Here is a 13,155-nt window from a genome sequence, read left to right on the forward strand (position 1 = left end):
CCATGAAGATTACGTTTCGGCAGGTCGACGCGTTCCGCACCGTCGTTTCAACCGGCACCGTGACGGAGGCGGCGGCGATGCTGGGCGTCTCGCAACCCGCTGTCAGCCGGCTAATTTCGGATCTGGAATCCGAAGTCGGGTTTCAGCTCTTCCAGCGATCGGGCCGGGTTCTGGTCCCTACCGAGGAAGCGAGGCTGCTGGTCTGTGAAGTCCGGCAGGCGATCAGCGGGATGGAGCATATCAAGCAGGCGGCCATCGCGATAGGCAAGTTCGGCCACGCCCGGCTCACGCTTGTCACCACACCGACATTTTCTACGCAACTCGCCCCCGACCTGATCAGCAGCTTTGCCAAGGTGCGCCCCGAGGCTATGGCGCGCATGGAGATCGAGGCCAACGACGACACGGTCGAATGGATGGTGTCGCAGAACCACGATTTCGGGATCACTGCCAACGAACCTGTGAATCCCTCGTTCGAAAGCCTGATGATCAAGAACGACGATGTCTATTGCGTCCTTCCGAGCCATCACGAACTGGCGGGAAAAAACCTGATACACGCCCATGACCTTTCCGGCGAGGTCTTCATCTCATACATTGCCACATCCCGATTCAGGTTTGAAATCGACCGCTTCTTCGAGGCGAAGAAGATCGAACGCCGGATGCTGTATGAGACACGCACCACCGATGCGATTTGCCGTCTGGTTGCGCGCGGCCTCGGGGTCGCGGTGGTCGGCTCCAGCGAGAGCTATCTCAGCACAATGCCCGATTGCGTCGCGCTGCCCTTCGCGGCACCTCTGAGCTTTCGCGCGGTACTGTTCTGGTCGAAGAACCGGCCGCTCTCTGCGGTTGCAAACACGTTCCTAGAGATCGCGCAAAGATCCGTCAGCGCCGGTTGAGCGCCGCGCGGAAGCGTTGTCGCGCGGCGGCACTGTGGACATGGGCATAGTCGCGCGGATAGGCTTCGCCCGGAACTATCTCCAGGACCGCCATCTGCGGTCCCGGCGCCTTGAGCAGCTCGGGTAGCCCCTCGCGAAGCGCATCGGGATCGTCAAAGCTGCGGGCACCGACATATCCCGCGGCGCGGGCCATAGCCGCGAAATCGACCCTATCGGCTCCCGGGATTGGATGCGCGCCATTGACCTCGTAAACCCGGTTCGCGAACAGGAAGTGGTAAAGATTGGTGACGCCTGCATTGGCAATGGTCACAAGTGAGCCGAGGTTCATCAGCAGACTGCCATCGCCATCGAAGACGAATACTCTTCGTTCAGGATTTGCCAGCGCTAGTCCGAGCGCGTGGGACGACGCTTGGCCCATCGCGCCGACCCCGACATAGTTAAGATCTCGGGGATTCAGGACCAGCCAGTCAAAGCAACTCTGGTAGACTGCGACGACAATATCTTCGTCGGCCACATGCGGGATCGCGGCTTTCAATGCATCGTCACGTCGCAATGTCATGGTGCCTCCGGCGCACGGCCAATCAGGAATACATGGGGGCGAGACGTGGCATATGCTGCGACGATTGCCTCCTGAATGTGGTCGACATCTTCGGGATCTTCGATCAGCGAATGCGATAACTGCATCGCATCGAGTACGGGGCGGATGATACGCACGCCATAAACAGCCGATTGTTCCGGTCCGAGATGAGGTTCTTTGCCCTGGAGCCCCACCATCATCACCACGGGCAGCTTGTAATCCATGCCGATCGCGCGGATTGCGTTCAGGGAGTCCATCAACCCGGTCTGCTGCATGATCAAAACCGCACGGGTGCCATTATAAGACATCGCCGCACAGATCGACACGCCTTCATCCTCCTTACAGATCCGGGTCAGGCGGAAGTCAGGGTCACGCGAGATGGGCCAGAGCAGCCCGTCACTGGTCACGATATCGGGCAGGGCAATGATTTCGCGCACACCAGCGGATTTGATACCAGCGATAATCTTGGCACCGGCAGGATGGGCGACGGTCGACGCCAGAGGGGCGATGGATGGAGAGGCAACCATTATCCATCTCCGATCAGAAAGGATGAAATCACGGCAACGCAGGCGCGCAGTTCCTCCGGCCGGCCGATCGTGATCCGGATAAAGTCGTGGAATGCGGGCGAAGCGAACCTGCGCACCGAAATACCACGCGCCCGCAACGCGGCGTCGGCAGCCTCTGCCGTCTTTTCAGGATTAGGAAATTTCACCAGAACGAAGTTCGCTTGGCTTGGGACCACCTGAAGCCCCAAACCCTCAAGTTCAGAAGTCAGCCAGGTGCGACTGCCAAGATTGGCGCTTCGGACGAATGAGGTATGGGCATGATCTTCCAGCGCGGCGATCGCCGCCGCAGCCGACGGCGAAGCAACCGGGAAGGTCAGCGCGATGCGGCGCAGCGTGTCAATCACATCGTCGGGGCCATAGGCCCAGCCCACTCGCGCACCTGCCAGTCCAAATATCTTGGAGAAGGTGCGACACATCACGACGTTGCCGGACTCTTCTACCAACTTGTGTGCAGGCTCATAGTCGGGGGCGTCCACATATTCCTCGTAAGCGCTGTCAATGACCAGCAGTGCGTCATTGGGCATGGCGGCATGCAATCGACGCAGCTCAACCCCAGACAGGTAGGTGCCGGCGGGGTTTTCAGGACTGGCAATATAGATGATGCGCGTTCGCTCGCTGATGGCGGCAATCATTCGGTCGACTGACGGTTTGAAATTGTCATCAGGCACCGAGATCAATGCAGCATCATTGGCGTAGGCATAGTTCGGCACCTTGAGATAGCCGTTGACGCTGCGCATCAGTTCGGTGCCGGGTCCGAGATAGGCGCGCGCCAGACGCGCAAGCAGGTCATCTGATCCCTGACCGATGGTGATTAGGTCGGCCTGCAGGCCAAAACGGCGAGCTATCGCGGGCGCAAGGGCCGCATCTGGATCTTCAAGGTAGCGCTCGATCCCGGCAACCGCTGCGCGCGCCGCAGCGGCCGCATGGGGGCTCGGCCCATAAACGCTTTCGTTTGAATTCAGATGGATCGCAGCAGGCGAGATCGTCGTGTCAGCCGCGCCGATCATGTGAGGCCGAATCTTGTCAATTGCCGATTTCGCGCGCGGGACGGCCATCTCTACCTCCGAGTACACAAAAATTATCGTATCACACATAGCACTTATTTTTTCAATTCACTTTCTATTTTATTATGTTAGAAAACTGGTCGGCAGGCGCGAAATTCCTCACACCGAAGGACTGCAGATGCCTAACCATGCTTCCGATAGCCGCCTTCGGCTAACCATCGACCTCGACAGGCCCGGCCGCAGCGTCGGCGATCTGATGCTGCGCTGGTCAGACAACACCAATCCATTGGGCTATCACCCGATCCCGGTGATTAGCATCAAAGGCCGTGACGGGCCGGTTGTGTTGATTCTCGGCGGCACTCACGGTGACGAGTTCGAGGGCCCTGCCGCGATCATGCGGCTGGCTCGCCGCCTTTCGCCCGATACGCTCGCGGGCCAGGTTATCCTAATACCGGCATTGAATGCCCCAGCGCTCGCGGCCTCTTCCCGAGTGAACCCTCTGGACGGGGCCAACCTGAACCGCGCCTTTCCTGGCGATGCCGACGGCGGTCCCAGCGCGATGCTGGCACATTTCGTCGAAACGGTGCTGATGCCGCGCGTTGACGCAGTTATCGATCTGCACTCCGGTGGCAAGGCCGCGTTCTTCCAGCCCTGCGCTCTGGCGACCCGCACTGCAGACTCTGGCCTCTATGCGCGCAACCTGGCTCTTGCAAAGGCTTTTGGCCTGCCGTTGATCTGGGTTCTGGGCGAAAACAATGACAACAGGTCAGTCAATGCCGCCGCCGAACGTGCAGGCGTGCCGATGATCGCGGCCGAACTGGGAGGCGGAGGCGGGTCGGACCCCGCCATCACCGGGCTGGCGGAATTCGGGCTGTTGCAATGTCTGGGATACCTTGGCCTGGTTGACAGCCCGCCTGTTTCAAACACACCGCCCCGACGCGTGCAGATCGCTTCGCCACTGGATTCGGTCTATGCGCCGGCCGACTGCCTGTTTGATCGCGCCGTTAGCGCCGGACAGGACGTCAGCGCCGGCCAGACCGTCGGTTGGGTCCATCATCCGGCCGAGCCCGAGCGAGCGTCGCGATTGCTGTCCTTTCCCACCGACGGGCTTGTGCTTGCTCACATCTGCCGTGGCATGGTGCGCCGCGGCGAGTTGCTGGCCCTGGTTGCCCGCGATGTCCCCGAAGGTCATTGAATGAAGGAATACACGCATTTTATCCGCGGCGCCTTCACGGGCGAAACCGGCGAGAAGATCCACAGCGTGGATCCTGCCACCGGTCGCGCGTGGTCACGGATCTCACGCGGGAGCGTCGCAGATGCAGATCGGGCGATGCGCGCCGCCGACCATGCCTTCCGCGAAGGGCCCTGGGCGGAGGCCGACGGCATCGCAAGGGCAGATTTTCTGGAGCGGCTTGCTGACCACCTGGAACTCCATTGGCAAGAGCTTGTTGAAGCCGAAGTGCGCGACAACGGCAAGCGCATCAGCGAGGTGCGCGGACAGTTTTCCAACCTCCACATGTGGTACAGGCATTTTGCGGCCCAGGCGCGCAAGATCGGGCCTGAGCCACAAGCAAATCGCGTCCTAGGCGTGGAAAGCGAGACGCAGTTCCTGCCTTATGGCGTGGTCGTGGCGATCACGCCGTGGAACTCCCCGCTGATGATCCTGGCGTGGAAGTTGGGCCCGGCCTTGGCAGCCGGCAACACGGTGGTGGTGAAGCCGTCGGAGTTGGCCTCGGCTTCGACCCTCGAATTTGCCCGCTTGGCACATGAAGCGGGTCTGCCGGCAGGCGTATTGAACGTGGTCACCGGATATGGCCATGAAGCCGGCGAAGCGCTGGTGCGTCATCCACTGACCCGCAAGGTGACCTTTACTGGCTCGGATACTGGTGGCCGCAAGGTGGCCGCCGCAGCGGCGGAAGGCGTCGTGCCAACCACTCTCGAACTGGGCGGGAAGTCGCCGCAGATCGTATTTGCCGATGCCGATCTCAGCAACGCGATGAACGGGATCCTATCCGGCATCTTCTTGTCCAATGGGCAGAGCTGCGTTGCCGGTTCGCGACTTATTGTCGAGGCTTCGATTGCCGAAATTTTCGTGGAGCGTCTGCTCGAGAGAGCCCGGATCCTGCGGCTCGGTGACCCGATGGATCCAACCACCCAGGTGGGTCCGCTGGCCAACGAGCCGCATTGGCGAAAGGTGACGGACATGATCGAACAGGCGAAGGCAGATGGCGCCACTTGTCTGCTGGATGGGACCAAAGCGGCGGCCGGTCATAGTGGCTTTTATGTAGGGCCCACGATCTTCACCGATGTCGCCCCGAAGACCCGGCTGTGGCAAGAGGAAGTTTTTGGCCCGGTACTTGCCGTAACAAGCTTCACCGAAGAGTGTCAGGCGGTCGCGCTGGCCAATGACAGCGACTACGGGCTGGCTGGCGGCGTCTGGACAGCAGATCCGGGCAAAGGCAAGCGCGTTGCAAGTGCAATCAACGCTGGCACCGTTTACATCAATCATTACCGCAGTACCGATCCGGGCAGCCCCATCGGCGGGGTCAAACTTTCGGGCTATGGCCGCGAACTCGGGCCCGACGCGGTGAAGGACTACCTGCAAGTCAAGTCGGTTTGGACCGGTCATCAGCCGATGCCGGACCCGTTCCCGTCGCCCTGAGGAGGAAGTATGACCAGCCCTTTCGATATCCCTGTCGGCAATTTCTCCGGCCATGAGAGGCAGGAAGTCTGGAAGCTGAAGCACGACCCGGAACTGACCGAGGTTGGTCCCGGCACTCCCTGCGGCGAATATCTTCGCCGCTTCTGGATGCCGGTCGCGATGACAGACCAGGTGGGCGACCTGCCCTACCGAATTCGCATCCTCGGCGAGGACCTGGTGCTGTTCCGCGAGAAAAAGGAGGGCAAGTTGGGGCTGACGCATCTGCACTGCTGCCATCGCAACATGAGCCTGGAGTTTGGCATCGTCGAGGACGGCGGCATCCGCTGCTCCTATCATGGCTGGAAGTATGGTCTTGACGGGACGATTTTGGAAACGCCCTGCGAACCGCCGGCGAGCCAGGTGAAGAAGAAGGCCTGCCTCGGGGCCTATCCAGTGATCGAATACAAAGGGCTCGCCTTCACCTATATGGGTCCGGCTGCGCAGAGACCGCCCTTTCCGGTGATGGATACTTTCGATGAAGAGGGCGACGAACTGGTGCCCTATCTCATCACCTCGCCCTGCAATTGGCTTCAGGTCATGGAGAATGCCTGGGACCCGTTTCACGTCGTCTATCTGCACACACTCGCGGTGCGCTCGCAGTTTATCGACGCTTTCGCCGAGATGCCGATGATCGAGTTCCACGAAAGCGCGGCGGGGGACTTCTATACCAACGTGCGGCGCGTCGGCGACTTCGTCTGGATCCGGGTGCATGATCACATGCTGCCTTCCTTCACTCAGAACGGCGGGCACTTCCCGGTTCCGGACCGATCGCGCTACTTTGGCCGCGGTGGGTTGACGCGTTGGATCACGCCCGTCGACGACACACACACGATGGTCATCGCGTGGCGACATTTCCGCGATCCCGAATTCAACGACGACCCGCGCGGGCTGACCGACAAAAGTCAGGTGGGTTTCGGCAAGACCGATTTTTACGGGCAGGGCCCGGATCGGACATACGAGCAGCGACAACGTGATCCGGGAGACTACGACGCCTGGGTCAGCCAGGGTCCCATCAACGTCCACGCACGCGAGAATCTCTCGTTCACCGACCGTGGCGTGGCCAAGGTGCGGCGCATGCTCAGGAACGCCATCCGCGCACTCCAGAACGGCGTAGCTCCGGCTCAGCCCAGTGACCACTACACGGGCGTAATCCCCACCTATGCCGGCGACACGGTGCTGCGGATCGGACCGCAAGAGGGCCGCGACGACGGCGCACTTCTAAAGGAAATCTCGCACGATGTGGCACGAATCTACCGCAGCGGCGACCACTTGGCAGGGGCTGAGCGCCGGGCCTTCATCGTCAAGGCGCTTCAGGACTACGAGGCGGGCTGGGCATGAGGCGAGTTTCGATCAACCCGGGCAAGGTCGCCTGGTCCGGCGAAAATCCGGGCATCTATCTCAAGACCGATCCGCGTGGCACCTACACGACGCTCGCACTCTTCTTCCGGGTGGTTCTCTCGCCTCATGGACGCGGACATGCCGCGCTGGTCATCGGTGCGCCCGACGTGGCGAAGGGCTGGCCTGACGTGCCGAACCTGATCCTGACCGACAACCAGCTGATGATGCGCTGGATCGTCGACGGCTGGGTGAGGAAGATGCCGACCTTCCTCGGCAAGGCTGGGCTCGGGGCGATGACCTGGCTTGATTGCGACTCTGTCGAGAAGCGCCCGGGTGACCTGAGATCTCGCTACAGCGAAACCCTGCGCGGTTCGGGCGTGACGGTGCAGATGATCTGGCGCGACATGGGGCCACCATTGCCGGTGGAGGTGACAAAAGAAAATTCGGCCACCAAGGAGCACGAGATGTACTCGGTGTTTCTAGAAGCACGAGAAGCGCAGGTCATTGTGAACGGGACAGCACTTGCGGGCGCGGTCGCGGAACGGCAGTTCTTTGGCCGCACCATGTCGACAGCGTTTCTGGCCTTTTCCGAAACCTGGGTCACGCCCATGCCGGCGACGCGGCCAGGAGACGCATGATGCCACTTACGGACCCCATCACCCCGGGTGTCGTTGACTGGACCGGCGAAAACCCCGGCATCCTGTTGAAAGACACGGACGGCAATTTTTCCGCGATGGCGCTCTTTTTCCGCGTTGCCTGGTCACCCGTCGGCCAAGGCCAGGTGCTGTTGCTCTACGGCACGCCGGGCGCGGCCGAAGGCACGGTGGGGGCGCCGAATGTAATGTTGGCCGACAACATGCCGCTAGCTGCATTCCTGAAGGAAAACTTCATCGGCAAACTGCCCGCCTTTCGCTCAGTACCCGCTTTTGACGCGCTCCCGGTGAAGTTGGCGCAGACGGTACGCAGTACCGGCGACCCGATGGGGCATCGCTACACTGAAACCGTCTCGGGCGAGGGATTGACGGTCGAACTGGTCTGGGAAGATCTGGGGCCGCCGAGAGCGCTAGAGCTGATGCCAAACCAAGTTGGAACGGGGCAACATACCATGTTCACGCTTTTGGTCCCCGCCAACGATGCAAAGATCATCGTTAACGGGCATCTCTTGCCAGGGGCGGTGGGCGAAAGGATCCAGGCTGGGTTCAAGACCACAACGGCGTTTCTTTACTTCTCGGAAACATGGGTCCTTCCGCCGGAGGTCGCATGACACTTCATCCCGCCGACCGCCTGGCTTTTGACCGCGCCATGGTGACCCAGCCTGTCTGGAACCGGTTCAACACGGCCGCCGAGGCCCTGTCCTTGCCCGAAAATGTGCTGCTTCACGCCGGACCGGCCTTTGCCGCGCCGGATCTGATTACGGCACCGATCCTCAATTCCGCCTGCGTGGCCGCTGTCTATGAGGGTTTGGCAAGGAATTTTGATCAAGCCGAGGCAATGATCATGGCCGGGGAAATCGAGCTCCGTCCCGCTCAAGATCACGATGTCGTAACGCCGCTGGCAGCCGTGGTAAGTGCTTCAATGCCGCTCCACACGATCTATGATGCGTGGCGTGGCCAGCAGCGTGTATATGCGCCGATCAATGCCGGTTCGCGACCTGCCATTCGGCTGGGATTGCGCTCCGAGGCGGTACTCACCCATATCCGCTGGCTCAACACGCGCTTTCTGGAGGTCCTGCAAAATGGCGTTGCCGAAGGGTTAGCGTTGGTACCGCTTGCGGTGATTGGTCTTGTTGGCGGCGACGACTGTCATGGGCGCACTTCGGTCGCGACCAAGGCACTGATTGGGGAACTGAAGGATCGCACAAGGGGCGGCATCACCGATGAAGATGCGCTCGATTTCATGGCGAGCTCTCCTTCCTTGTTCCTGAACCTGTGGATGGCCGCCACGAAGTGCATGATGAAGCTGGCCGAAGGCATAGACGGGTCGAGTTTTGTCACCGCCGCCGGTGGTAACGGCCACGAGATGGGGATTCAGATATCGGGCCTGCCGGGGCGCTGGTTCACCGTTCCTGCCAAACCGCCGAAGGGCAACTTCGATGTCGATCTGCCGCCGACCCGCGCACTTGGTGCGATCGGCGACAGCGCCGTGGTCGAAGCTTTCGGCCTGGGCGCCATGGCCATCGATCTCTGCCCGGCGCAAAAAGCCGCGCTTGGCACCTATCTTCCCGGCGACAGCCAAGCGCGCACCACCGGACTGTCGGTCGGCTCCCACCCCTACTTCCGTGCGCTGGACGTACGACTAGGGAGCACCGCGCGCGGCGCTGTGGCAATAGGGGCGGGCCCGGTTGTCGGGCTCGGCATTCTCGATCGGTTAGGCAAGGCTGGACGGCTTGGCGGTGGGATCTACGACATGCCGGTTGCGCCCTTTGCACAAGCCATGAAAGCGCTTGAGGAATGACCGCGTTTAATCGGCTCGGCGCGACGGATCTCGCGCGGATGATCCGTGAAGGCAAAACCACACCCAGTGCCGTCATGGCCGCGCATCTCGATCGCATTGCCGCCCGCGAAGCCGTCGTTGGCGCATTTATCCATCTCGACGCCGATCGCGCGATGGAACGGGCGCGCGCTGCCGATTACAAGCCGGCAACTGGACCGCTTCATGGCGTGCCATTTGTCATCAAGGATATCATCGACACCGATGACATGCCGACAAGCTGGGGCAGTGAGATTTTCGTCGATCGGTGGCCCACCGAAAACGCAAGCTGCGTGCAGTCCCTGCTCGATGCCGGCGCGATCCCGGTCGGCAAGACCGTCACCACCGAGTTCGCATTCTTCCGGCCCGGTAAGACGGCAAACCCATGGAACCTGTCCCATACACCTGGCGGGTCGTCATCCGGTTCAGCAGCGGCGGTCGCTGATTACATGGCGCCGCTGGCTTTTGGATCGCAAACGGCGGCCTCCCTGATCCGGCCCGCAGCCTATTGCGGTGTCTGCGCCTTCAAGCCAACGACCGGAGCCTTCGATCTTTCTGGTGTGATGACCCTTGCTCCCAGTCTTGACACCCTCGGGGTGCTGGCACGGGATCCGCAGGATCTCGTACTCGCACATGCGTTGCTGACAGGCACCATTTTGCCCGCGCCGCAAGATTTCTCCGATATATTGCGGTGCGTTAGCCTTATGCGCGGACCCCATTGGCAGCACGGAACCATCGAAATGCGCGACGTCTGTCGTCGCGCCATGCGCGCGCTTTCAGAGTCCGGCGCCGAAACCGGCGAGGCGGCCCACCCGCCAGTCTTTGCCGAACTGACCGAGGCCCATAAGATCGTGATGGGCTATGAAACCGCCCGCAGCAGGGCCGATGTATATCACTCCCATCGCGCCGCTATCAGCGATCAGTTTGCGCAGCTGATCGAAGACGGCAAGAGAGTCACCGAAGCTCGTTATCAAGCCGCGCTAGCAACGCGTGACCGGGCGATCGCGATGATCGACGAAATGTTTGCCGACTGCGATGCGCTGCTTGTGCCATCCGCGCCAGGCGAGGCGCCAGAAGGATTGGGCGCGACCGGCGACCCGCTGTTCAGCCGTATGTGGAGCCTGCTGCAGCTGCCTTGCGTCGCACTACCGCTGGGTGTCGGGCCAAGGGGCCTGCCACTCGGGATCCAGTTGATCGGCCGAAAGGGCGACGACAGAAAACTGCTCTCTATCGCCGGATGGGTGCATGCCATGCTCCAGAGCGCCTAAAGAGAGCCGATATCAGGTTACGCGGATAGCAGAAGGTCACGACATGGCGAAAATCACCTACATCGAATACGGGGGAGCCGTGCATACTGTCGACGTTCCAACCGGCCAAACCGTAATGGAGGGTGCCCGCGACAACGGCATTCCCGGGATTGAAGCCGATTGCGGCGGCGCCTGCGCGTGCTCGACATGCCATGTTTATGTCGATCTGGCTTGGGTAGAGAAGCTGCCTCCAAAGGATTCGATGGAAGAAGACATGCTAGACTTCGCCTATGACTCCGACCCGAACCGCTCCCGACTGACCTGCCAGATCAAAGTCAGTGACGCGCTGGATGGGCTGATCGTGCACATGCCTGAAAAGCAAATCTGAAACGGTGCGCATGTGTCGCGCGGGCTTGCGCGGGTTGGCCCGTGGATGAAGGCCGCAACTCAGTCCCCGCCCGATCTTTTCTGCCGCAGCGCTGAAACTTTCGCGTCATCCCCTTCGTGACTGCAAACACAACCGGCGTGGTTGTTGAAACCCGATTAGGAGGAATGACCTGATGAAAGTTGTCTGGCTATCACTTGCGCTCTGCGGTTTGTCTTCGACGGCACATGCCGCGGCGCATGGCATGGCGCCAATGGTGGAAGCGGTGGATCAGCCCGTCGCCGAGGGCGTCGTGACCGCCGAAAAGATCGTCGCGCCGGAAACCGGCTGGCTTGTCGTGCACCGCACCGGGGCCGAGATGAAGCCCGGCCCGGTGGTCGGCCATGCGCCGCTGCGCAAGGGCGAAAACCTGGATGTCGCGGCGATCCTGACCGAGGCGGTCGCGCCCGGCGAGATGCTCATGCTGATGGTGCATTCCGAGGCGGGCGGCATGCAGACGGGCATCTTCGAATACACACTCGGCGCGACGGAAGACGGCCCCATCCGCATCGACGACAAGCTGGTGATGACGGTCATCACCGCGCAGTAGTCGGTAACGAGTGCGAAGGTGGCGCCCGCGGCCGGACCGGTCGCGGGCGTATTCGTTTGGACCTGCCGCGCTCGCGGGGTATGGTCGCGGTTGCGGACGGGACGGGATGAGGCGGCGTGAGGACACCAGCGGATATCGAACAGCTCATCCTGAAGGTCGGGCTTGGAGATCGCAACGCGTTTTCAACGCTTTACGATGCGACGAGCGCGAAGCTTTTCGGTGTCTGCCTGCGTATCCTGAACAACACCGCCGAAGCCGAGGACGCCGTGCAGGAGGCGTTTGTCAGGATCTGGCAGAAATCCCACCGCTACGGGATGACCGGCAACAGTCCGATGACCTGGCTGATCACGCTGACGCGCAACCTGGCCATCGACCGGCTCAGGGCGCGGGCGCCCCGGACGGCGGATCTTGGCGATGTTCCCGATATGCGTGATCCAGGCCCGACGCCGGAAGCTGCGGCGATCGCGGCCTCTGAGGCCGCGCGCATCGGGTCCTGTCTGGACGAACTGGAAGCGCCGCGCGCCGATGCCGTTCGCGGCGCCTATCTGAAGGGGGAGAGCTACCAGGAACTGGCCGCCCGCCACGGCGTCCCGCTCAATACGATGCGAACCTGGCTGCGCCGCAGCCTGCTGAAACTGAAGGACTGTCTGAGCCGATGACCGCAACGGATGAGAGGCGCGACGACGACATCGCCCTGGCGGGCGAATACGCATTGCATCTGCTCGATGCCGACGAACGGCGCGCCTTCGAGGAGCGGTTGGCGCGCGAACCCGATCTGCGCGCGCTTCTTGGCGAATGGGAGGAGCATTTCGCCGGTCTGTCCGCCGAAATCGCATCTGTGGCTCCGCCCCGGCACCTCAAGCCCGCAATCGAGCAGCGATTGTTCGCGGCAGCAAAACCCGCCCGCCCGCGCCGGTCAAGGATCTGGCTGCTCGGCGGCCTGCTGACAGCGGCGGTTCTGGTTCTGGCGTTCGTCGCGCTCTTGCCGCCGTCACGGCCCGCCGGTCCCGCCTATGTCGCCGAAGTCGCGGCCGAGGACCGCTCGCTTGTCGTGGCGGCGCGGTTTGATCCGGTGCGCGGTACGCTGGCGGTCGACCGGCTGGCAGGCGGGGCGGCCGAAAACCGCGTGCTCGAACTTTGGCTCATCGCGGAGGGCGCCGCCGCGCCGGTTTCGCTGGGTGTGTTGCCCGCCGATCCGCAGGCCGAGATAGCTCTGGCGGGCGAGATCATCGGCTTGATGGCGGGTGGCACGCTCGCGATCAGCGACGAACCGCCGGGAGGTTCGCCGACCGGGCAGCCGACGGGCGCGGTGCTTGCCGTGGGGGCGCTATCGACGTTGTAGCCCTGACGGGATCGGCATGGTCCAAGGGGAGGGGCGGCCCGGCG

The 13,155-nt window shown here is 62.0% G+C and carries 15 protein-coding genes; 12 read left to right on the top strand and 3 right to left on the bottom strand.

Features of this window, described 5'->3' with window-relative positions:
• The first annotated feature begins 2 nt into the window (after positions 1-2).
• Positions 3-893 (top strand): LysR substrate-binding domain-containing protein, encoded by an 891-nt coding sequence (locus OE647_RS16705; protein WP_263722900.1) that lies wholly within the window; start codon positions 3-5, stop codon positions 891-893.
• Here the strand turns inward: OE647_RS16705 and OE647_RS16710 are convergent.
• The 3 genes from OE647_RS16710 to OE647_RS16720 are packed head-to-tail and all read right to left on the bottom strand — an operon-like array spanning position 880 to position 3,091.
• Entirely contained in the window at positions 880-1,452 is a 573-nt protein-coding gene (locus OE647_RS16710; protein WP_263722901.1) for a thiamine pyrophosphate-dependent enzyme, read from the bottom strand. The genes OE647_RS16705 and OE647_RS16710 overlap by 14 nt on opposite strands.
• Positions 1,449-1,997: a decarboxylase gene (locus OE647_RS16715; RefSeq protein WP_263722902.1), complete on the bottom strand. Its 549-nt coding sequence runs from the start codon at positions 1,995-1,997 to the stop codon at positions 1,449-1,451. Before OE647_RS16715 ends, OE647_RS16710 begins: the two co-directional genes overlap by 4 nt.
• Complete coding sequence (locus OE647_RS16720) at positions 1,997-3,091, bottom strand: pyridoxal phosphate-dependent aminotransferase (protein WP_263722903.1); 1,095 nt, start codon at positions 3,089-3,091, stop codon at positions 1,997-1,999. The genes OE647_RS16715 and OE647_RS16720 overlap by 1 nt, the downstream gene beginning before the upstream one ends.
• On the opposite strand from OE647_RS16720, the gene OE647_RS16725 reads away from it, so the two are divergent.
• The 11 genes from OE647_RS16725 to OE647_RS16775 all read left to right on the top strand — a co-directional run bounded on the left by OE647_RS16725 (position 3,057) and on the right by OE647_RS16775 (position 13,111).
• A complete protein-coding gene (locus OE647_RS16725; protein WP_263722904.1) occupies positions 3,057-4,235 on the top strand; it encodes a succinylglutamate desuccinylase/aspartoacylase family protein in 1,179 nt (392 codons plus the stop codon). The two genes, OE647_RS16720 and OE647_RS16725, sit on opposite strands and share 35 nt — an antisense overlap.
• Positions 4,236-5,702, top strand: coding sequence for an aldehyde dehydrogenase family protein (locus OE647_RS16730; protein WP_263722905.1), 1,467 nt, complete (start codon positions 4,236-4,238; stop codon positions 5,700-5,702).
• Positions 5,703-5,711: 9 nt separating this feature from the next.
• Positions 5,712-7,079 carry a Rieske 2Fe-2S domain-containing protein gene (locus OE647_RS16735; RefSeq protein WP_263722906.1) on the top strand — a complete coding sequence of 456 codons (1,368 nt, stop codon included), beginning with the start codon at positions 5,712-5,714 and terminating at the stop codon, positions 7,077-7,079.
• On the top strand, positions 7,076-7,717 hold the full coding sequence (locus OE647_RS16740) for a hypothetical protein (RefSeq protein ID WP_263722907.1): 642 nt from the start codon (positions 7,076-7,078) through the stop codon (positions 7,715-7,717). The genes OE647_RS16735 and OE647_RS16740 overlap by 4 nt, the downstream gene beginning before the upstream one ends.
• On the top strand, positions 7,717-8,343 hold the full coding sequence (locus tag OE647_RS16745) for a hypothetical protein (RefSeq protein ID WP_263722908.1): 627 nt from the start codon (positions 7,717-7,719) through the stop codon (positions 8,341-8,343). The genes OE647_RS16740 and OE647_RS16745 overlap by 1 nt, the downstream gene beginning before the upstream one ends.
• Positions 8,340-9,533 (top strand): YlbE family protein, encoded by a 1,194-nt coding sequence (locus tag OE647_RS16750; protein WP_263722909.1) that lies wholly within the window; start codon positions 8,340-8,342, stop codon positions 9,531-9,533. The genes OE647_RS16745 and OE647_RS16750 overlap by 4 nt, the downstream gene beginning before the upstream one ends.
• Positions 9,530-10,816, top strand: a complete 1,287-nt coding sequence (locus tag OE647_RS16755) for an amidase (RefSeq protein ID WP_263722910.1) — start codon at positions 9,530-9,532, stop codon at positions 10,814-10,816. The genes OE647_RS16750 and OE647_RS16755 overlap by 4 nt, the downstream gene beginning before the upstream one ends.
• 43 nt (positions 10,817-10,859) lie before the next feature.
• Entirely contained in the window at positions 10,860-11,183 is a 324-nt protein-coding gene (locus OE647_RS16760; protein ID WP_263722911.1) for a 2Fe-2S iron-sulfur cluster-binding protein, read from the top strand.
• A 172-nt stretch (positions 11,184-11,355) separates the two neighbouring features.
• Positions 11,356-11,769 (top strand): DUF7282 domain-containing protein, encoded by a 414-nt coding sequence (locus OE647_RS16765; protein WP_263722912.1) that lies wholly within the window; start codon positions 11,356-11,358, stop codon positions 11,767-11,769.
• Between the two features lie 116 nt (positions 11,770-11,885).
• Complete coding sequence (locus OE647_RS16770) at positions 11,886-12,428, top strand: sigma-70 family RNA polymerase sigma factor (RefSeq protein ID WP_263722913.1); 543 nt, start codon at positions 11,886-11,888, stop codon at positions 12,426-12,428.
• Positions 12,425-13,111 (top strand): anti-sigma factor, encoded by a 687-nt coding sequence (locus OE647_RS16775; RefSeq protein ID WP_263722914.1) that lies wholly within the window; start codon positions 12,425-12,427, stop codon positions 13,109-13,111. The genes OE647_RS16770 and OE647_RS16775 overlap by 4 nt, the downstream gene beginning before the upstream one ends.
• Positions 13,112-13,155 lie beyond the last annotated feature (44 nt).

The sequence above is a fragment of the Albidovulum sediminicola genome, from assembly GCF_025751575.1.
GTDB classification, from domain to species: domain Bacteria; phylum Pseudomonadota; class Alphaproteobacteria; order Rhodobacterales; family Rhodobacteraceae; genus Albidovulum; species Albidovulum sediminicola.

What these genes read in the sequence shown, in the direction of transcription:
- OE647_RS16705 (WP_263722900.1), top strand. Translation starts at nt 3, where the DNA reads ATGAAGATTACGTTTCGGCAGGTCGACGCGTTCCGCACCGTCGTTTCA.
- OE647_RS16710 (WP_263722901.1), bottom strand. Translation starts at nt 1,452, where the DNA reads ATGACATTGCGACGTGACGATGCATTGAAAGCCGCGATCCCGCATGTG.
- OE647_RS16715 (WP_263722902.1), bottom strand. Translation starts at nt 1,997, where the DNA reads ATGGTTGCCTCTCCATCCATCGCCCCTCTGGCGTCGACCGTCGCCCAT.
- OE647_RS16720 (WP_263722903.1), bottom strand. Translation starts at nt 3,091, where the DNA reads ATGGCCGTCCCGCGCGCGAAATCGGCAATTGACAAGATTCGGCCTCAC.
- OE647_RS16730 (WP_263722905.1), top strand. Translation starts at nt 4,236, where the DNA reads ATGAAGGAATACACGCATTTTATCCGCGGCGCCTTCACGGGCGAAACC.
- OE647_RS16735 (WP_263722906.1), top strand. Translation starts at nt 5,712, where the DNA reads ATGACCAGCCCTTTCGATATCCCTGTCGGCAATTTCTCCGGCCATGAG.
- OE647_RS16740 (WP_263722907.1), top strand. Translation starts at nt 7,076, where the DNA reads ATGAGGCGAGTTTCGATCAACCCGGGCAAGGTCGCCTGGTCCGGCGAA.
- OE647_RS16745 (WP_263722908.1), top strand. Translation starts at nt 7,717, where the DNA reads ATGCCACTTACGGACCCCATCACCCCGGGTGTCGTTGACTGGACCGGC.
- OE647_RS16750 (WP_263722909.1), top strand. Translation starts at nt 8,340, where the DNA reads ATGACACTTCATCCCGCCGACCGCCTGGCTTTTGACCGCGCCATGGTG.
- OE647_RS16755 (WP_263722910.1), top strand. Translation starts at nt 9,530, where the DNA reads ATGACCGCGTTTAATCGGCTCGGCGCGACGGATCTCGCGCGGATGATC.
- OE647_RS16760 (WP_263722911.1), top strand. Translation starts at nt 10,860, where the DNA reads ATGGCGAAAATCACCTACATCGAATACGGGGGAGCCGTGCATACTGTC.
- OE647_RS16765 (WP_263722912.1), top strand. Translation starts at nt 11,356, where the DNA reads ATGAAAGTTGTCTGGCTATCACTTGCGCTCTGCGGTTTGTCTTCGACG.
- OE647_RS16775 (WP_263722914.1), top strand. Translation starts at nt 12,425, where the DNA reads ATGACCGCAACGGATGAGAGGCGCGACGACGACATCGCCCTGGCGGGC.